Source organism: Acinetobacter pittii (genome assembly GCF_034067285.1).
GTDB lineage: Bacteria > Pseudomonadota > Gammaproteobacteria > Pseudomonadales > Moraxellaceae > Acinetobacter > Acinetobacter pittii_E.
In genome coordinates this window covers 693,423-712,107 of sequence record NZ_CP139286.1, presented here as the reverse complement: position 1 = coordinate 712,107, position 18,685 = coordinate 693,423, and the positions used below count along the sequence as shown (strand labels likewise).

Genomic DNA, 18,685 nt, shown 5'->3' with positions numbered 1-18,685 from the left:
TTCCAAAATTTAAATTATGATTGCCCTAAACGATAACCCAGCCCTCGAATCGTTCGAATAAAGTCTTTCCCGAGTTTAGCTCTCAAGTGATGCACATATACTTCAATCGTATTACTGGTTACATCACTATCGAAATCATATAACTTATCTTCAAGATTTGCTTTAGAAAAGATTTTATTTGGGTGGCTCATCAAAGGAATAAGAATTGCCCATTCACGATTGGACAAATCAATACGTTGACCTTTAAAAGTAGCAATGTGCTGTTCAACATTTAAAACCAGATCACCACTTTGTAATAGCTGCTCATGATTGGCAAGCTGAGCCTCTACCCCACTACGGCGTAATAGCGCGTGAATACGAGCAAGTAACTCATCAAACTCATAGGGTTTAATTAAGTAATCATCTGCGCCATGGTTTAAGCCATCCACGCGGTTTTGTAACTGATCTCGTGCTGAAATAATTAAGACTGGTGTCGCTGCTCTTTGGCGAATTTGCTTTAAGACTTGCATGCCATCCATCATCGGTAGCCCTAAGTCTAAAAGAATTAAATCAAACTTATTTTTAGCTAACTGAGCCAGACCATCTAAGCCATTATTGACCCATTCCACCTCAAATTGATGATATTGCAGCAACGTTATTGTTGATTCTGCAATCATAAAATCATCTTCAATCATCAAGATTTTTGTCATGTTTTAAGCTCGCTTTAATTCACATGGGCACACGCGTGCAGCATATCCAGTTGAGGGTTGATGACCTGAGTTTTTACGCCTAACAAGCTTAATAAGCTTGGGAATAAATTATCCTGACTTAACGTTTCTTTTGTTTGTTGGCTTAAACAACTTACTTGTGCAAAATTGTGTTGTTTCCATTTATCAGAGAACCACATAATCATTGGTACATGTGTTTGTTGACTCGGTGCGATTGCATACGGTGAACCATGTAAATATAAACCATGTTCACCAGTTGATTCACCATGATCAGATAAATACCATAATCCTGTTTGATATTTCGATATTTCTTTTAAATTATTAATCAACTGACTTAACACATGATCTGTATACACAATCGTATCATCATAACTATTCAATAACTCTGTTTGAGAACAGCCCTGTATCGCATTAGTATCACAAGTCGGTTTAAACGGTTGATATTGAGCAGGCGCACGTTTGTAATAGGCTGGGCCATGACTTCCGACTTGATGTAAAACAATGAGTCGTGGACGAGTGTCTTCTTTAGGTATAGTTGCTAAATACTCATTTAAGCTATCAATCAAAATATCATCATAGCATTCGCCATCTTTACACCATTTTTGCTTTAACTTTTCTGATATCGGGTACTGCTCAACACGATCACACGCGCCCTTACATCCAGAATTATTATCAATCCAAGTCACTTGGTAACCCGCACGTTTGGCAATGTCCAATAGACCTTCACGATGACTTGCAAGTTGTTCATCATAGTCAACGCGAGGCATTCCAGAGAACATACATGGAACTGACACAGCAGTTGCTGTACCGCATGAGCTGACTTGAGAAAAATTCAAAATATCTTGTTTAGAAAGCTCTGGATTCGTATTTTTAGCATAACCATTTAATGCAAAACTTTCCGCACGGGCAGTCTCGCCTACCACCAAAACCATTAATTTAGGCAAGTTGTTTTGTACTTGCTGAACTTGATGAGCATCCTCACCATAATGTATGAGTGGCAGGTTCTTTTTAGGTGCCATTTTGTGATAATAAGACATTAAAGATGAAATACTATTTTGTGGTGAGATCATACCTTTCAAATCACGATGCTCACGAAAAATAGATGCAAAATCAACATAATAAACAAATAGTAAAATACCCACGATTGCACATGAACCCACAATCGAACCAAGTTTTTTCATTAATAAATAAGATACTTTTTCTTTTTTAAGTTTTACCTGCGTAATTAAAATAATAGGTAAAATAACAAAGAAAATTGTCCAGAGTCCAAAACGTAATGAAATTAAATCAGAAACTTCAGATACATCTGTTTGTATCATATTTTGAATCTGATCGGGCGAGATGATTATCCCTAAGGTATTGACGAAATAAGAGCTAAAACCACCAATCATGAGCAGTAAAATTGCAAAAATTTTAGCGGTCCATGTCCAGTTTAAAATCTGTAAAACTGCATAATAAGCAGCAACTACAATAACTACTGTAGCAGCTAAAAATAGAATAGCCTTTACTCCAAAATATGGAGTTAAAATATCAATGCTATGGAAGAAACCAATATTGAGAATGGCCCCCAACCAAATAGCTAAAATTAAATTAAACATAAACAGTGAAACCTGTTTATTTTTTAATGTAGAAAAAAAATTCAGCATCTCGGACGACTACAATCTTTTTATGATGCTCTAATGTAGAAATTGAAACTTAAAAATGACTTAAATAAAAAATGATCTAATCCACCGACCTTACTGCATATTTATTTTTTAAATTTTAAATAACAAAAAGGCAAGATTAATTAACCTCGCCTTTTTTAATTTTTAACTAAATATTGTTCTTAGAAACTATATTTAGCCATTAAACCAACACGGTTATCTTTGTAAGACTTACCATCAAAGGTATCACGCTTACCGTTAACGTATTCAACACCTAAATCAATTGGTTTAACTGGTGTATAAATGAAGTTAATCCATGCTTGTTGAACTTTTTCATTACCAGCTGCATATGCTTTAGCATAGTCAGTGCCGTCATCAGAGAATTGAGCGCCGTAAGCTAAAGTCGAACGTAAGTTAGGTAAAATTTTATAAGTTCCACCCACTTGTACGGCTACAAATTCATTTTGCTCAATATCACCATTTACGATTGTATAGGCCTTATTACTACCATATAAGTAGTTACTGTTACCTACAACATAAGATGCATCAGCAAATAGTTTTAAAGGATCAGATACTTTAAAGTCTGTACCAACAGCTACACCCCAACCGGTTTGGTTATCACCGCCAGCTTTTGATTTATAGTTTTCAACTAATGCACGAGCTGAAGCAGAACCTTTACCATCTGCATAGCCTTGAGTGATTTTAGCAGTTAATACTGGCAAACTATATTTAATACTGTCATTTACCCAGCTACCATCTGTATCTTTTGTACCAGTAAGACCAGCGCTATCACCTTTTTCAGCCGCTACAAACAATTGTGTTGTTGGTCCTAGTTTGTAGTTATAGCGTACTTGTGGAACACGAGTAGTACCACCACCAATGTTTGTCGAGAAGTCGATCATTTCTGGTGCATGATTAGCTAAGAAGTTTGAAGTTGTTTGACCAAATAACCAGTTATTATATGTTACATAAGCATGACGAACACGCAATGAGCCATTTGAATCTGTTGTTGAACCAGCAAAGTCAACTTCGAGTTTACCACCGACTTTGGCATCATTTACTGGAGCTGTGAAATCAAGGCCTAGACGAGTCGTTTTAGCAGTTGCACGAATTTTGTCTTTTGCTTCGCCTTTTGATTCAGCTACTTTACCAAAGTCGTTATCAGCACCTTCAATAATATAATTAGCGTCGCCACGAACAAAACCATATAGATTCACATCAGCGCCAGCTTTAGATTTAAATCCTGCTAAAGGTGGAACTGGTGCAGCAACAGGTTGTGCTTTAACTTCAGCGAGTTGTACTTGCTGTTGTTGCTGTACTTGCTGTTGTTGTTGCTGTACTTGTTGTTGCTGTTGAATTAAAGCTTTAAGCGCTTCCACTTCTTTACGAAGCTGTTGAATTTCCGCTTTGTCGGAAGTTGCAGCATGTGCCCCACTCATCATTAAAGCTGTTACTGTAAGAGCTAAACTTTTAATAACGAAAGATTTACGATTAAGGAATAGATCCATCAAGAACTCCTAAAAATATATTTTATGTTGCCTATCCATGCCAAGTTGATTTACGCCATTAAATTAAGGGGCTAAAAAATCAACTCTCCTCCACTTTGGTTACATTAATTTTATTACCGCAACCAAAACCAATTTCAACGCTGTGCAAGACTAAAGCCTATAACCAAAGACATACTTTGTTTTACAGATTTTTACCTTAACTTCATGTTGTAACGAATCCTACACAACTCTCTTATCTTATAGAATGATTAAATCGTTATTTCATTATTCTTTTTTAGACTTTAGGCTAATATCCAATCTAATTGAACATTTTTCTGCCGATATTGATTGATTCACATGATTTTTCTTGTTATCGAAATCCATTTTTTCTCCAGTTAGCTTCCATTTGCTACTCACACAAGATGGCACAATTAATAGCGCATTTAAATAGCTAAAAATATACATTTTTAAAAACATAGACCAAGGTAGTAGATCTAGGCTAGATCATGGCTTAAGCAATATTAAATTTCTTTATTTCATTTAGTTAACATTAATTTTCCTGTAGTTTTGCATGTTTCCAGAGATAAATAGGCAGTAAAGTAATCACTGCAATAATGACAATAGCTATCAAATAATGGAAATAACCAAGTACATCACCAATCACCCCACTGCAACTATAAAGAAGACCACTCACAGTCGCCATGACTGATACTTGAAAGGTAAAATCTGTTCCTGCATATTCTTTGCGACTGTAATGCATGACTAGAGTCAACATAACCACCAACAACATTGCCGAGAAGGCATCTTCTAAAGCATTTACTATATAGATAGCCCAGACATTGAGCTGAATTTTTTGTTCATAGGTATAGGCTAAGTAAGCATAGGCTCCTAGACTCATAATTTTAAAGACTGAAAAAACAATTAAAGCTGTTGACCTTGAAAAGTATTTAAGCCCCCATCCTGCTATTGCTGCCCCTATCAGCGCCGCTACTGCACCGAGCATCGTGATATAAACACCAATTTGAGTAAAACTTAACCCCATATCCACCATTAAAGGTTTGAGTAATGGTCCCGCTAAGCCGTCCGCTACTTTAAAAGTGATGAGTACTATTAACCAAGAACGGAGCTCTTTACTTTGGGAGAAATAACCCAAATAGGCTTTAATTTTTAGAATTAAATTTTGTTGGCCAAGTTTGGGTTCTTCATTTAGATGAGAAGTGTGTTGAGGCTCTTTAAATAATAAAACGGGTAAAGTATTTAAAAATACTAAGGTTGCTAATAGCAAAAAAGTAGGTTGCCATGTCAGCCAGTCTAAACACCAAAGTACGGCGCCTCCACCGACAATAAAACCTAACCGCGAACCAATGACCTGAAATGTATTCCCCCAATGTTGTTGATCATGTTTCAATAAATTGACTGCTAAAGCATCAGTCGCAATATCTTGGGTTGCTCCTGTTAAATTCATAAAAAGAAGTGAAATAAAAAAGGCAAATAAATAAATGGGCTGATCTAAAGCTTGAACGGGGAAAAAAGACAAAATAAAAAGTACACCTACCGTCAAAAACTGCGTAGGTAATATCCAACTACGATAGTGCCCTAAACGGGAAAGTGCGTGTCGATCGACCCACGGCGCCCAAAAAATCTTGATTGACCAAGGCAGCATTAATAAGCCAAAACCACCAATATGGGCGAGTGAAACTCCTTCTGCTCTTAAGATCACGGGTAAAGCATGGGTCATAAACCCAACAGGCAGTCCTTGTGCCCAATATAAAGAAAATAGTAGAAGATAAAGATTTTGCTGCCGCAACATAGAAACCTACTTTTTATTTGTTTAATGAGGAATAACATCAAATGTCATGTTGTTCTTACATTTTGCCAATGAAGCATATATTTCAAAAGATTAAGATAAAACGAGGACAAGTTAAAATTTAAAAAAATATGGATCAACATTTCCCTAATTTACCTGATTTGGTACCCCAACGTGGCACTGCTTTAAGTCGGGCGCTATTTAAGAAACTTTTTTTAGCACAAGGTTGGACAATCGAAGGTGAAGTTCCCAATTTTCCAAAAGCAGTCGCGATTATCTCACCCCATACCTCTAATATTGATGGATGGTATGGCTTTCTTGCGATTTTCGGATTAGGTATCCAAATTACAGTATTAGGTAAAGACGCTCTTTTTAAACCACCTTTTAAACGAGCTTTAGATTGGGCTGGAGTCATTCCTGTTAAACGTGACACGGCCAATGGACTGACAGAACAAGTCGTTGCTACCATTCAAAAACATGACAAGATCTGGATTGGAATGGCACCCGAAGGCACACGTAAAAAAGCAAAAAAAATGAAAAGTGGTTTTTACCATATTGCTGCAAAAGCCGATATTCCTATTGTGATGTTTTCTTTCGATTATGATCATAAGACGATTCACTGCTTAGGGCACTTAAATCCTAGTGGTAACTATGATGAAGATCTCGCTAAGATTTTTGAGCGTTATGAAGGAAAAATATCACCCAAAAATCGCAATTGGCTCGCTGAACCTTTACAAAATCTAGTGAAAAAAACCTAGCAAAAATTGAGCAAATCTGGTCTTATGGCCCTTCTTAATTTATCTCGACGTAGATTATTTTTAAAGATGAAAATTGCTCAATTTGCCAGTATTGGATTTATCTCTTTAGCACTATTTGGCTGTGATAAATTTAGCAAAACACCAGCACCGACAACCTCAATGAAAGCCCGTGAACCTGTGATTGCGCTTGCTTTAGGTGGCGGTGGAGCAAAAGGATTTTCACATATTGGTGTAATCAAGGTTTTAGAGTCTCACGGAATTAAACCTAAAATTGTGACAGGTACTAGTGCCGGTAGCTTTGTGGGAAGTATCTACGCAAGTGGACAAACGCCTTATCAATTGCAAAGTCTAGCGCTGAAGTTACAAGAATCGGATATCCGCGATTTAACACTCAACCGTCAGGGTATTATTCTTGGACAAAAGTTACAGGACTACGTTAACCGTAACGTAGGCAACAAACCAATTGAGAAATTTCCAATTCGTTTTGCAGCGGTCGCAACGCGCCTTGATAATGGTCAAAAAGCTGACTTTATTAAAGGTAATGCAGGCCAAGCCGTACGTGCATCTTGTAGTATTCCGAATGTGTTTGTACCAGCAACTATTGGTAATCAAAAATATGTAGATGGTGGATTGGTTAGCCCAATTCCTGTAAAAACCGCTCGTGATATGGGTGCTGATATTGTGATTGCGGTTGATATTTCTGCGCGTCCAGCAGGGAACCGCCCAGCAAACATGTGGGGACTACTGGATCAAACCATTAATATTATGGGTCAGCAAAGTATTAATGAAGAACTCAAGCAAGCCAATGTAGTGATTCAACCTAAAGTGGGCCACTTAGGTACGCTTGATCTCAAGTCAAGTAATCAAGCAATTTTGGAAGGTGAAAAAGCTGCTCAAGCGCAAATACGCCAAGTTGAAACTGCAATTGCAAACTTCAAAAAATCTCCAGCTGCATTTAAACCTGCACCACGCCCTAAATTTTAATTGAGGTGGTTTTTTTCTATCCACACTCCCCATCATCTGCTACAGTGGTAAAAGTGATATTGAATCACTTTTACCCATCATAAAGATATATAAAAGAGCAGATCTATGGAGTTTGTTATACAACCTTGGCACTGGTTTGTATTGGGTATCTTACTTATTCTTTCTGAACTGATTCTACCCGCCTTTGCTGCGCTTTGGTTTGGTATTGCCGCCATTATGGTGTGCTTTCTCTACTGGTTATTTCCAGATATTAGCCTTACAACGCAAATTGTATTGTGGATAGTTCTTTCAGTGCTATGCACCATTCTTTGGTTCAAATTTATTAAACCATTATCAATTGATAAAACTAAAGCGGGATTACCCCGTGAAGCGACTATTGGTCAAATCGGTATGGTGATTCAAACCGATCTTGACCATGATCAAATTATTGTTCGCTTTCCAATGCCTATTTTAGGAGCCGATGAATGGAACTGTCGAAGTACTACTCCAGTCAAAGTCGGTGACCGCGTTAGAGTTATTGATATTTCGGGTAATGACTTAATTGTCCAGTCCCACGGTACTTCATAAACATTAAAGATAAAGAGAGGGTATTTTCATGCCAGTTGGTACTATTATTGTTTTAGCCTTTTTGGCTTTTGTGGCTATCACTATTTTTAAAGGGGTTCGCATTGTTCCTCAGGGTTATAAGTGGATTGTTCAACGCTTAGGTAAATATCACTCTACCCTAAATCCAGGGCTTAATTTTGTGATTCCCTATGTCGATGATGTGGCTTATAAAGTTACCACTAAAGATATTGTGTTAGATATCCCTTCTCAAGAAGTGATTACACGTGACAATGCGGTATTGCTCATGAATGCTGTGGCATATATTAATTTAACCACACCAGAAAAAGCAGTTTATGGTATTGAAAACTATACATGGGCAATTCAAAACCTTGTACAAACTTCATTACGTTCTATTGTCGGCGAAATGGATCTAGATGATGCTTTGTCTTCACGAGACCATATTAAAGCCAAGTTAAAAGCAGCTATTTCTGATGATATTTCAGATTGGGGCATCACTTTAAAAACTGTTGAAATTCAAGATATTCAGCCCTCTTCAACCATGCAAGCTGCCATGGAAGCTCAAGCTGCGGCAGAACGTCAACGCCGTGCGACAGTAACGAGAGCGGACGGTGAAAAACAAGCTGCTATTTTAGAGGCTGACGGTCGCCTAGAAGCCTCTCGCCGTGATGCAGAAGCACAAGTTGTTTTGGCTGAAGCTTCACAAAAAGCAATTGAGATGGTCACAAGTGCAGTGGGTGATAAAGAAACACCTGTTGCTTACCTGTTAGGTGAGCAGTATGTCAAAGCAATGCAAGATATGGCGAAATCAAGCAATGCTAAAACTGTGGTTTTACCTGCCGATGTTTTAAATACAATTCGCGGCATTATGGGAAAACATAATTAATTCAGTTACTTTAAATAAGTAATTGAAAGCAAAACGGTGGCCATCATGCCACCGTTTTTATCTTTTATATTATTGATTTTTTAATTTTTTCTGATCTTTCAAAGGAAGTTTTTTCACGACTACATCATAAGAATCATGAATCAAATCTTGAAGTAAATCACTTGATAAGTTCTTATGCGGTGTAATCGAAATCCAGTGCTTTTTATTCATATGATAGCCCGGAATAATAAATGAATAGAGTTCTTGATATTCCTGACTTTTATACGGGTCACATTTGACATTAATCATTTTGACGCCCGCGACTTCTGTAGTCAGCATGAATATTTTTTCTAATATTTTAAAAACTTCATATTCAGGCCCAAATGGATGAGTCTGCTCACTAAAAGGAAGATTTCGTGCAATTTCAATTGCATTTTGATGAAGCTGAGCACCATTCATTCTTTTCTCCTTTATTCATTGAATATGAATAGAAGCATGAATATTGATTTAATCTTATTAATTGGTACGAGCTAAAAGGAATTGTGAGATATCGACTAATTCTTTTGCATCGTCACCAAAATGAGCTAAGGCTTCAAAAGCTTGATCATGCAACTCTTTAGCATAGTTTTTTGCTTGCTCAAGCCCCATTAAGGCTGGGTACGTCGATTTTTGTACTTGCTCATCCTTACCCGCAGTTTTACCCAAGGTTTCAGTACTCGAAGTAATATCAAGAATATCGTCTAAAACCTGAAAAGCTAATCCAATTGTTTGGCCATATTGACGTAACTTTGGAATTGCTTGATCTGTTCCAGAGAAAATGGTCACTGCACCCATCATAATGGCCGCTTGAATGAGCGCACCAGTTTTATTGCGATGGATATTTTCAAGTTCGTCTTGAGTAATTTGCTTGCCTTCAGATTGTAAATCTAAAACCTGTCCAGAAACCATTTTAGAGCTGGCAGTTGCTAAAATCTGCATTTGTTTTAATACAATCGCGGCATCGGTACCCTGCCCTTGTTCATCAAACAAACGGCTACCTAAAACCTCAAAAGCCATTGATTGTAATATGTCACCTGCAAGCAAAGCAGTATCTTCACCAAACGCAACATGACAAGTCGGTTGACCACGACGAAGCAAATCATTGTCCATACAAGGCAAATCATCGTGCGCTAATGAGTAACAATGAATAAGTTCAACTGCGACCGCAGCACGGCGAGCCGCAGCAAAATTTGGATTTGGCTGTAAAGAGGCAGTGGCATAACATAAAGCCGGACGCACACGCTTTCCACCAAGCATAACTGCATGATGTACTGCGCCTTTTAAAGGCTCTGGAATTGAGAATGCGGCCAGTGTCGTCAATAAATCTTGTTGAATACGTTGTTGAGCTTGTTTTAAAACATCCGCATTAACTTGAGAGAGTGATGACACAGTCGCCTCGATAAAATCAGTAGAGAAATTTTATTGAATGTCATGAAGCATTCATGCGCTACATCATACACGATTCACTGTGAAAAGTGCGTGATGAGTTTTCGAAGGCCTATGTAAAAAAGCCTCTACAAAATTGAGAGGCTTTTTCATTCTTAAGTGTTTTAGAAACTGTCACCCGGAACGCGTACCCAACCTTCCATTAACACACGTGCACTACGGCTCATAATCGCCTTTTTAACGACCCATTGATCATTAACAAGTTCAGCTTGAGCGCCAACACGTAATGTTCCAGATGGATGACCAAAGCGTACTGCCTCACGCTCACCACCGCCAGCTGCAAGGTTTACTAATGTGCCCGGAATGGCGGCTGCCGTACCAATCGCCACTGCTGCTGTTCCCATCATCGCATGGTGTAATTTACCCATCGACAAAGCACGAACCAATAAATCGACATCACTATCTGAAACTTGTTTACCACTTGAAGCGATGTAGTTTTTCGGTTTAGAAACAAAAGCAATTTTTGGTGTGTGCTGACGTGCAGCCGCTTCTGAAATATCTTTAATTAAGCCCATCTGTACCGCACCATACGCCCGAATTTTCTCAAAACGTGCCAGTGCAGTTGCATCACTATTAATATGATCTTGTAGCTCTGTACCTTGGTAACCCAAATCTTCTGCATTTAAGAAAATGGTTGGAATACCTGCATTAATAAATGTCGCTTGGAAACGACCAACGTCAGGGACTTCTAATTCGTCAACGATATTTCCCGTCGGGAACATATCGCCGCCTTCTTTACCGTCATCGGCTGGGTCTAAAAACTCAATTTGAACTTCAGCTGCAGGGAAAGTCACCCCATCCAACTCAAAATCACCTGTTTCTTGAACTTGTCCATTAGTAATGGGCACATGCGCAATAATAGTCTTTTGAATATTTTTTTGCCAAATTCGAACCGTACATAGGCCATTTTCTGGAATACGATTTGCATCAACTAAACCATTTGAAATCGCAAAAGAACCAACCGCAGCTGTCAAATTACCGCAGTTACCACTCCAATCTACGAAAGCTTGATCAATTGAAACCTGACCAAATAAATAATCGACATCATGATCTGGCTGAGTACTTTTAGCGAGAATAACTGTTTTACTGGTACTCGAAGTAGCACCACCCATGCCATCAATTTGTTTTCCATATGGGTCTGGGCTACCAATTACACGTAGTAACAGCTGATCTCTGGCTTGTCCTGCAACTTGGGCTTTTTCCGGCAAATCATCAAGCTTAAAAAAGACACCTTTACTGGTTCCACCACGCATATAAGTTGCTGGAATTTTAATTTGCGGTACTGAGCTCATATCAACTGTTATCCTTACTATTATGTTCTTCTATATCAAAACAAGCATTCTTGTTTACCCTTCTCTTCATCTTAAATTGTTTTAAGGCCAAGAGATAGCGATCTGCTTTATACATCAATCGTATTGACGCGAGCATATTTTGAGAATTAAGCAATATGCTGGCAATGACTTAATCTAAGCAAAATCTAAGAAAAAAAGTCTATATGAAATTATATTTTTTAGAGGACTTTTTACTTTATATTGAAATATTAAAAGTAAATCAATGATTTTAAATATTTTTTATAATTACTTTTCAGTCACAGCTTATTAATTTGTAGTCTAGGCTAAAATAACTCCATCTATTAGAATAATTTACTTATTCATTGTGAGTGAAGACCTTTGACCAACGAATCTTCTACACTGCAACGAGGACTAAAAAATCGACACATCCAATTAATTGCTATGGGTGGAGCAATTGGTACCGGATTATTTTTAGGCTCGGCGCAAGTGATTCAATCTGCGGGACCATCCATTATTTTAGGATATGCCATTGGCGGCTTAATCGCGTTTTTGATTATGCGTCACTTGGGAGAAATGATTGTTGAAGAACCTGTTGCAGGATCGTTCAGCCATTTTGCGTATAAATATTGGGGGAAATTTCCCGGATTTTTAACCGGATGGAACTATTGGATACTCTACGTTCTGGTGGCGATGAGTGAACTCACCGCGGTAGCCAAATATATTAATTATTGGTGGCCTCATATTCCAGCGTGGACTTCTGTCTTATTTTTCTTTGTCGTGATTACGGCAATTAACTTAACTAACGTCAAATTCTATGGTGAGTCCGAATTCTGGCTCGCTATTATTAAAGTTGCTGCGGTCATCTCTATGATTGTGTTTGGGCTTTATTTGCTCTTTACAGCAGATGTAGGTTCAAGTATTTCATTTAGTAACCTTTGGTCTCATGGTGGATTTTTTCCAAATGGCTTTAGCGGCCTGTTCTATATGTTGGCTTTCTTGATGTTCGCCTTTGGTGGTATTGAACTGATTGGTATGGCCGCAGCGGAAGCAAAAGATCCGAAAAAAACCATTCCAAAAGCAATTAACCAAGTCGTTTTCCGTATCTTGATTTTCTATATCGGTTCACTAGCGATCTTACTTTCATTAGTGCCATGGAACCAGTTAGATCTTGGCGGTCTCGACAAAAGTCCATTTGTTATGATTTTTAGCCAAATGGGTATTGGTTGGGCTGCACACTTACTGAACTTTATTATCTTAACTGCTGCCCTCTCTGTTTATAACAGTGGGATGTTTGCAAATAGCCGTATGCTCTACAGTCTCGCTCAACAAGGGAATGCACCAAAAGTTTTTGCAAAAACTAATAAACAGGGAGTTCCTATTCCCGCTGTTCTGCTTTCTGCTTTATTAATCTTTGGTTGTGTTCTTTTAAACTACTTTGTACCTGAAGATGCCCTTGGACATCTCATGTATGTTGTGGTTGGTGCACTTGTTCTAAACTGGGCAATGATATCAATTACACATTTGAAGTATAGACGCTTTGTTAAGCACGCGAATATTAAGACTTCTTTTCCAGCATTATGGTCACCTTTTAGTAATTACTTAGTTTTAGCGTTTATTGCTGTGGTTCTCTATATTATGTGGACTCAAGGCTTCAAAGAGTCAGTAATGATGATCCCTATTTGGATTACGGCAATGCTCGTACTTTTTGACTATTTAAATCCTAAAAAACTAGATTCTATTGAGAATCCGGAAGAATAAATAAATCTAAAAAGCCATTGTCTAGACAATGGCTTTTTTGTTTATAATCAGAAAATTATGCGCCCTTAGCTTAACTGGATAGAGCAGTTGCCTCCTAAGCGACCGACGTGGGTTCGAGTCCCGCAGGGCGCACATACTTAACACGTTAATCCTTCACTTCAGCCAACAATGTGCCAGCTGCAAGTTTTCCTAAATTATTAGAAGCAAGCGGACTATCACCAGTTAACAATTTACGGTCTCTATGACATTGACCTGTAATGCCTTTATTTAAAATTTCGACACCAAGCTTTTCAAGGTTTTCCCCTACTAGCCAAGGTAAAGCCCCTGGCATATAACCAATATCAATATTTGCTCCCTTATCTAATGAATCAGGGAATACACAAATTTGATAGCCTTTAAAAATATAGTTTTCTGGCTGTTCATCTACTGCCGCAGCTAGCAATGAAGCTGGACCATGACATAAAGTAATAATAAATTTATCTTGTTCAACTGCCCATTTAAGGATTTTTTTCACCTCAAGGCTATGTGGAATTTTAGCTAAAACGCCATGCCCACCCGGAATAAATACGGCCGCATATGGAGAGTTTTCCCCCACTGCGTTTTCTAAAATATCAGCCAGCTTTAAAGGACTTTTTAATTTTTCTGCATATTTTTGAAAGGTGTCTAACACCACTTGTTCTTGCTTTGGCATTGCCCACATTTCAAGTTTGGCTGGATTTCCTGAAAGTGTCGCAATATCAATTTCAAAACCTGCATTATCTAAATGAAACATCGGTAAAAGCATTTCTACAGGATGGTTACCTGTTGAAAAGAACTTACCGTTTTGCATCTGGATGTAACGCTCATCAGTCGCAATCATTAAAACTTTTTTATTGCCCGTATACGGCGTTGAATAAGTCGTGCCATCGTAATCGGTTTTAGGAGCAGTATATTGACTCAGTGAGTATGGTGATGGGAAAAAGGCATTATCTTCAGCCAAATCTGGAGTAGGATTTTTATCATCAATATTTGCGGTATTCATTGTTACTATCCTTTTTCATCAGTATGGAAAGAAATAATAAGGTAAGAACCAATTATTATTTCTTAATCAATTTATAGGTGAAGTTATGGAACTGGTGCAATCTGCCAATAGAATTTGGCAATTTTTATAGAGAAATAGGCAGGATCTAGAATTATAAAATTTAGTTTAGGCAAACCTCTCGTTCACCTAAACTTTAATTAGGAGATTACAGCATTACGCATTCATTTCTAAAACGATCTTTCCAATGTGATCACCTTGCTCCATACATGCATGGGCACTTTGCACATCTGAAAAAGCATACGTTTTATAGATTTGCGGTAAACATTTACCTTGAGCCAAAAGCGGCCATACATGCTCATGCAAAGATTGGGCAATTTGTGCCTTTTCTTGGCTATTACGTGCACGCATCGTTGAACCCGTAATTGTGGCACGTTTTAAAATCAGTTTCTGTAAATCAAATTCTTTTGCGATTCGTCCACCCATAAAACCAATAATGACCAGTCGGCCATCACGTTTTAATAGATTTAAATTTTTCGTGAAATAAGAACCACCCACAATATCCAAAATAACATCAACACCTTGATCTTGAGTATGTTTCAAAACTTCTTGCTCAAAATCTTGGGTTTTATAGTTAATTGCTGTGGTTAAATTTGAAAGTGCATCGACTTTATCTTCACTACCAACCGTAGCAAAAGTTTTAATTCCTAAAGCTTGGCAAATTGCTAAAGCTGTGGTTCCTATACCACTTGCACCGCCATGAATTAGTGCGGTTTCATCTTTCTTCAAACGGCCGATATCAAACAGATTTGCCCAAACCGTAAAAAATGTTTCTGGAATCGCAGCAGCTTGCGTAAACGTTAAATTTTCAGGTATTGGCAATACTTGAGTCGCAGTTACCGCGCAGTATTCTGCATAACCGCCACCATTTGTTAGGGCGCAAACTTTATCACCAACCTTGAATTGATTTACTTGTTCACCCACGGCAACCACAACCCCAGCGACTTCAAGTCCGGGTATTTGAGTAACACCTTTAGGCATCGGATATAATCCCATACGCTGTAAGACATCAGGGCGGTTAATTCCAGCAGCCTTTACCTCAATTAAAACTTCATCTGCTTGAGGTGCTGGAATATTTGCATCTTGAACTTTTAGAACCTCAGGTCCACCAGGAGCCGTAATTTCAATAATTTTCATGGTTGTTGGAAGGGTCATAAAATACTCCATGTTTGATTTATATTTCAAAATACTAATCTACGTTAAATAATTGAGGACTTGGGTGGCACCCCAAACAGACGCTTAAATTCTCGGCTAAATTGTGAAGCGCTCACATATCCAACTTCATAGGCGGCTTCTGCTACACCCATTTTATTGTTGATGATAAGTTCGCGTGCTTTATGTAACCGAGTAATTTTGATGTACTGTAAGGGCGAATAATTCGTCACCTTTTTAAAAGTCTGATGAAAAAGCGAGATGCTCATACCTGCTTGTTTCGCCAACTCTTGAACCGTTAAGTTATGATAATAATCACGCTGAATAATTTCACAAATGGTGTAAATCACACCATTTCGACTTGCCATAGCCGATAAGCTCTCGACTAGATTGCCACCTGAAGCTTGAACTACACGATAAACCAATTCTCTTTTAACTTGCTCACCCAATATAAAAGTATCTTGTTTAGAGCGAAGTAGATTGAGCAATCTGAGAGCAACCTCTGAAATGGTGGCATTCATGTCAATCACTCTAAGCCCACAGCTTAATTTTAAATCTTCTGAATAAGCATCTTCAGTAACCACTTGTTGCTGTTTATCCATTTTAGTAATGAGATCAGCCATTATTTGTGGTTCAAACTTTATTGCGATCGCCAACATTGGTTCATTATTTTCGACAATAGTATCGCAATCAAACGGTATTGCAATTGAGATGAATAAGCACTGGCCTTGTTGAAACTGAAAGATTTCTTTTCCAATATATCCTCGCTTTAATCCCTGTATCACTAAAACAATTGAAGGCTCTTGTAGCACTGCAATAGGTTTCGTGGAATGGTCTACCCGCATTAAAGTGATATTAGAAATAAAAGTAGGATAGAGACCTTCTACTGGAGCCAAGTGCAAAAAAGCATCGACCAAATGTTCTGTAAGATGATTTCGCGGCATAGTTTTATTGTGAGAAGTAATCTAATAATCAATATAACAATGAACCTAAAATGAAAACATCTATCTTGCGTTTACTTTGTATAAATAGGCAATTCAAATCAATTTTTAGGCATAAAAAAAACCTAGAGCATTCTAGGTTTTTTCACTTTATCAAATGATTTAAGCCGATAAATTAAAGAACATGGCTGCAATTAAAATAATTACACCGAGTACAATTCGGTACCAAGCAAATACACGTAAGGTATGACGTTCTACAAATAATACCAATGCTTTTACAACAAATAGCGCAGCAATAAATGCAGCAACGAAACCTACCCCAATATTAATCATATTGTCTGAGGTGAGTACGTCAGCATTTTTAATCAAGTCAAAAGTTGCAGCACCCAACATGGTTGGCATTGCAAGGAAGAAAGAGAATTCTGTAGCAGCTTTACGTGACAAGCCAGCAAACATTCCGCCTACAATTGTTGCACCTGAACGTGAAGTTCCTGGAATCATGGCCACACACTGAGCAAGGCCTACTAAAAGCGCTTGTTTAAAAGTAATTTTAGTTGCATCCAGTGTCTTATGCTCAAACTGTCTAGATTCAACCCAGAAAATGATAAGAGCACCGACAATCAAAGCAATCGCAACGACGATTGGGCTGAATAAAACACTCTTAATGAAGTCGACAGCTAAAACACCAATAATGACTGCTGGGAAGAATGCAATAAGCACACTAATCGCAAAATGACGTGATTCTACATCGCCACTAAAGAATCCCTTAATCAAGTTAATAATTTTTTGTCGGTATAACCAGCACACTGCCAAAATAGCACCTAACTGGATTACGACCTCAAATACACGACCGCCGTCTGAATGGAAATCGATAATATGACCAAATAAAATTAAATGGCCTGTACTCGAGATAGGTAAAAATTCAGTTAAGCCTTCGACAAAGCCTAAAAACAGTGCTTTTATAACTTCAAAATTTTCCATAACTTGCTCAAAGAAAGTTAATCATTAGAACGATCTAAAATTAGTTTTATCGCAATTGATAAGTCTCAAATTAGACTTAACACATGTTCAATATCAGACCATTTCTAACGTTTGTGGTTATTGCCCCTAGTTAAAGGCAGTTTATTTAAAGTGCGATAATGTATCACAACATGATGACAAACTTGGGTTAACTATCGTAAAAAGATAAAACTTGGTTAAGAACTCCCAAAATTTTTCTTGTTATAGATAAAGCTTTTCGCCCTTACTTACTCTACAAAATGATCTTAAAATGTCCTTAAAGAAACATGATATTATTCTGTTCAAATGCAACTCATATCAAAAATTCTATCTGAATGAAAAATACCAAAATTAATGCACGCCACCTTATTATCGATTTATTTCTTTCCTCGGCTTACCCTCAACTCACTATTAAACAAATATTGATTGCCGCTAAACTTTTTAATATGAGTGACAACGGTATTCGTGTGGCTACGACTCGGCTATTAAATGAAGGCATGATAGAAAGTGTAGAGCGCGGTATTTATCAACTGTCGCCATCAACTAAAGAATGGGCAAAAGTCATTTTGAATCGTAAAAATGGCATTAAGCAGACCAAACAATGGCAACAGCAGTATCTTGCCGTATTTACTGGAACTTTAGGTCGTATTGATCGGACTGCTTTAAAAAAGAGAGAACACGCTTTACATCAATTTGGTTTTAGAGAGCTCGAAACTGGTATTTATATACGTCCAGACAATTTAGCGTATAGCTTTGAAAAAACATGTGAAGAACTCGTTTTAGCGGGTCTTGAAAATGAAGCTAAAGTTTCTATTATTCAAAAATTTGACGCAAAAACAGTTTCATTAATTCCTTCTTTATGGGATACCAAACAGCTTGAAAAAAACTATGAAATGTATAGTCAAGATATTCAAGAATGGCTTTTGAACTATAAAAATTTATCCTTAAACGAGGCTGCTACTCAAGCTTTGTTATTAGGACGTGAAACAATTACCTTACTCATGAATGATCCTCTACTGCCCTCTCCATTTGTTGATGAACATGCCCGCAATCAGTTTGCTCAAAATGTACAGCAGCTCGATTCGATTGGACAAAAGCTATGGCAAAAACTTTATGAAAATGAATTAGCCCATTAAAAGGCGATTTATTTTTTTACAAACAAATA

The 18,685-nt window shown here is 37.7% G+C and carries 18 protein-coding genes and 1 tRNA gene; 7 read left to right on the top strand and 12 right to left on the bottom strand.

All coding sequences use genetic code 11. The annotated features are described in order from the left end of the window. Nucleotides 1–14: 14 nt before the first annotated feature. The 5 genes from SOI81_RS03465 to SOI81_RS03445 all read right to left on the bottom strand — a co-directional run bounded on the left by SOI81_RS03465 (nucleotide 15) and on the right by SOI81_RS03445 (nucleotide 5,647). Nucleotides 15–689: a DNA-binding response regulator PmrA gene (locus SOI81_RS03465; protein ID WP_002116411.1), complete on the bottom strand. Its 675-nt coding sequence runs from the start codon at nucleotides 687–689 to the stop codon at nucleotides 15–17. Nucleotides 690–703: 14 nt separating this feature from the next. Beyond that, nucleotides 704–2,353, bottom strand: a complete 1,650-nt coding sequence (gene yjdB, locus SOI81_RS03460) for a phosphoethanolamine transferase (RefSeq protein ID WP_239976001.1) — start codon at nucleotides 2,351–2,353, stop codon at nucleotides 704–706. A gap of 179 nt (nucleotides 2,354–2,532) precedes the next feature. After that, nucleotides 2,533–3,858, bottom strand: a complete 1,326-nt coding sequence (locus SOI81_RS03455) for a DcaP family trimeric outer membrane transporter (RefSeq protein ID WP_320541240.1) — start codon at nucleotides 3,856–3,858, stop codon at nucleotides 2,533–2,535. A gap of 264 nt (nucleotides 3,859–4,122) precedes the next feature. Then, nucleotides 4,123–4,314 (bottom strand): hypothetical protein, encoded by a 192-nt coding sequence (locus tag SOI81_RS03450; protein ID WP_320541239.1) that lies wholly within the window; start codon nucleotides 4,312–4,314, stop codon nucleotides 4,123–4,125. Nucleotides 4,315–4,387: 73 nt separating this feature from the next. Then, nucleotides 4,388–5,647 carry an MFS transporter gene (locus SOI81_RS03445; RefSeq protein WP_320541238.1) on the bottom strand — a complete coding sequence of 420 codons (1,260 nt, stop codon included), beginning with the start codon at nucleotides 5,645–5,647 and terminating at the stop codon, nucleotides 4,388–4,390. Between the two features lie 128 nt (nucleotides 5,648–5,775). Here SOI81_RS03445 and SOI81_RS03440 point away from each other — a divergent pair, with 128 nt between their 5' ends. The 4 genes from SOI81_RS03440 to qmcA all read left to right on the top strand — a co-directional run bounded on the left by SOI81_RS03440 (nucleotide 5,776) and on the right by qmcA (nucleotide 8,836). After that, complete coding sequence (locus SOI81_RS03440) at nucleotides 5,776–6,402, top strand: lysophospholipid acyltransferase family protein (protein ID WP_320541237.1); 627 nt, start codon at nucleotides 5,776–5,778, stop codon at nucleotides 6,400–6,402. A 66-nt stretch (nucleotides 6,403–6,468) separates the two neighbouring features. Continuing rightward, a complete protein-coding gene (locus tag SOI81_RS03435; protein ID WP_320541236.1) occupies nucleotides 6,469–7,386 on the top strand; it encodes a patatin-like phospholipase family protein in 918 nt (305 codons plus the stop codon). Between the two features lie 105 nt (nucleotides 7,387–7,491). Beyond that, entirely contained in the window at nucleotides 7,492–7,953 is a 462-nt protein-coding gene (locus tag SOI81_RS03430) for an NfeD family protein (protein WP_320541235.1), read from the top strand. 28 nt (nucleotides 7,954–7,981) lie between these two features. Next, a complete protein-coding gene (qmcA, locus tag SOI81_RS03425; protein WP_016143171.1) occupies nucleotides 7,982–8,836 on the top strand; it encodes an SPFH domain-containing protein in 855 nt (284 codons plus the stop codon). 69 nt (nucleotides 8,837–8,905) lie between these two features. Here the strand turns inward: qmcA and SOI81_RS03420 are convergent, their stop codons facing one another. The 3 genes from SOI81_RS03420 to prpF form a co-directional block, all read right to left on the bottom strand. Beyond that, nucleotides 8,906–9,274, bottom strand: coding sequence for an MmcQ/YjbR family DNA-binding protein (locus tag SOI81_RS03420; RefSeq protein WP_320541234.1), 369 nt, complete (start codon nucleotides 9,272–9,274; stop codon nucleotides 8,906–8,908). 57 nt (nucleotides 9,275–9,331) lie between these two features. After that, nucleotides 9,332–10,243 (bottom strand): polyprenyl synthetase family protein, encoded by a 912-nt coding sequence (gene ispA / locus SOI81_RS03415; RefSeq protein ID WP_262446512.1) that lies wholly within the window; start codon nucleotides 10,241–10,243, stop codon nucleotides 9,332–9,334. A 161-nt stretch (nucleotides 10,244–10,404) separates the two neighbouring features. Continuing rightward, nucleotides 10,405–11,592 (bottom strand): 2-methylaconitate cis-trans isomerase PrpF, encoded by a 1,188-nt coding sequence (prpF, locus tag SOI81_RS03410; protein ID WP_320541233.1) that lies wholly within the window; start codon nucleotides 11,590–11,592, stop codon nucleotides 10,405–10,407. 378 nt (nucleotides 11,593–11,970) lie between these two features. Here prpF and SOI81_RS03405 point away from each other — a divergent pair, with 378 nt between their 5' ends. Together SOI81_RS03405 and SOI81_RS03400 are read left to right on the top strand one after the other, a co-directional pair. Beyond that, the gene (locus tag SOI81_RS03405; RefSeq protein ID WP_004789335.1) at nucleotides 11,971–13,350 is read left to right on the top strand and encodes an amino acid permease; all 1,380 of its coding nucleotides are present in this window, start codon (nucleotides 11,971–11,973) and stop codon (nucleotides 13,348–13,350) included. Nucleotides 13,351–13,409: 59 nt separating this feature from the next. Continuing rightward, nucleotides 13,410–13,482, top strand: a tRNA-Arg gene (locus SOI81_RS03400). Between the two features lie 13 nt (nucleotides 13,483–13,495). On the opposite strand, the gene hchA is transcribed toward SOI81_RS03400, so the two are convergent. The 4 genes from hchA to SOI81_RS03380 all read right to left on the bottom strand — a co-directional run bounded on the left by hchA (nucleotide 13,496) and on the right by SOI81_RS03380 (nucleotide 17,502). Beyond that, nucleotides 13,496–14,371: a glyoxalase III HchA gene (hchA, locus tag SOI81_RS03395; RefSeq protein ID WP_320541232.1), complete on the bottom strand. Its 876-nt coding sequence runs from the start codon at nucleotides 14,369–14,371 to the stop codon at nucleotides 13,496–13,498. Between the two features lie 213 nt (nucleotides 14,372–14,584). Continuing rightward, nucleotides 14,585–15,595, bottom strand: coding sequence for an NAD(P)H-quinone oxidoreductase (locus tag SOI81_RS03390; protein WP_320541231.1), 1,011 nt, complete (start codon nucleotides 15,593–15,595; stop codon nucleotides 14,585–14,587). Nucleotides 15,596–15,627: 32 nt separating this feature from the next. Beyond that, a complete protein-coding gene (yqhC, locus tag SOI81_RS03385) occupies nucleotides 15,628–16,524 on the bottom strand; it encodes an AraC family transcriptional regulator (protein ID WP_320541230.1) in 897 nt (298 codons plus the stop codon). A gap of 159 nt (nucleotides 16,525–16,683) precedes the next feature. Further along, on the bottom strand, nucleotides 16,684–17,502 hold the full coding sequence (locus tag SOI81_RS03380; RefSeq protein ID WP_016143164.1) for an undecaprenyl-diphosphate phosphatase: 819 nt from the start codon (nucleotides 17,500–17,502) through the stop codon (nucleotides 16,684–16,686). Nucleotides 17,503–17,855: 353 nt separating this feature from the next. Here SOI81_RS03380 and SOI81_RS03375 point away from each other — a divergent pair, with 353 nt between their 5' ends. Then, nucleotides 17,856–18,656, top strand: coding sequence for a PaaX family transcriptional regulator C-terminal domain-containing protein (locus SOI81_RS03375; protein WP_224992863.1), 801 nt, complete (start codon nucleotides 17,856–17,858; stop codon nucleotides 18,654–18,656). The last annotated feature ends 29 nt before the right edge of the window (nucleotides 18,657–18,685 follow it).

Bases quoted from the DNA above. Each gene is read 5' to 3' on its own strand.
- SOI81_RS03445 (WP_320541238.1), bottom strand. From the start codon at position 5,647: ATGTTGCGGCAGCAAAATCTTTATCTTCTACTATTTTCTTTATATTGG.
- SOI81_RS03455 (WP_320541240.1), bottom strand. From the start codon at position 3,858: ATGGATCTATTCCTTAATCGTAAATCTTTCGTTATTAAAAGTTTAGCT.
- SOI81_RS03450 (WP_320541239.1), bottom strand. From the start codon at position 4,314: ATGTTTTTAAAAATGTATATTTTTAGCTATTTAAATGCGCTATTAATT.
- prpF (WP_320541233.1), bottom strand. From the start codon at position 11,592: ATGAGCTCAGTACCGCAAATTAAAATTCCAGCAACTTATATGCGTGGT.
- qmcA (WP_016143171.1), top strand. From the start codon at position 7,982: ATGCCAGTTGGTACTATTATTGTTTTAGCCTTTTTGGCTTTTGTGGCT.
- SOI81_RS03375 (WP_224992863.1), top strand. From the start codon at position 17,856: ATGAAAAATACCAAAATTAATGCACGCCACCTTATTATCGATTTATTT.
- SOI81_RS03465 (WP_002116411.1), bottom strand. From the start codon at position 689: ATGACAAAAATCTTGATGATTGAAGATGATTTTATGATTGCAGAATCA.
- hchA (WP_320541232.1), bottom strand. From the start codon at position 14,371: ATGAATACCGCAAATATTGATGATAAAAATCCTACTCCAGATTTGGCT.
- SOI81_RS03435 (WP_320541236.1), top strand. From the start codon at position 6,469: ATGAAAATTGCTCAATTTGCCAGTATTGGATTTATCTCTTTAGCACTA.
- SOI81_RS03420 (WP_320541234.1), bottom strand. From the start codon at position 9,274: ATGAATGGTGCTCAGCTTCATCAAAATGCAATTGAAATTGCACGAAAT.
- SOI81_RS03390 (WP_320541231.1), bottom strand. From the start codon at position 15,595: ATGGAGTATTTTATGACCCTTCCAACAACCATGAAAATTATTGAAATT.
- yqhC (WP_320541230.1), bottom strand. From the start codon at position 16,524: ATGCCGCGAAATCATCTTACAGAACATTTGGTCGATGCTTTTTTGCAC.
- SOI81_RS03440 (WP_320541237.1), top strand. From the start codon at position 5,776: ATGGATCAACATTTCCCTAATTTACCTGATTTGGTACCCCAACGTGGC.
- SOI81_RS03380 (WP_016143164.1), bottom strand. From the start codon at position 17,502: ATGGAAAATTTTGAAGTTATAAAAGCACTGTTTTTAGGCTTTGTCGAA.
- SOI81_RS03430 (WP_320541235.1), top strand. From the start codon at position 7,492: ATGGAGTTTGTTATACAACCTTGGCACTGGTTTGTATTGGGTATCTTA.
- yjdB (WP_239976001.1), bottom strand. From the start codon at position 2,353: ATGCTGAATTTTTTTTCTACATTAAAAAATAAACAGGTTTCACTGTTT.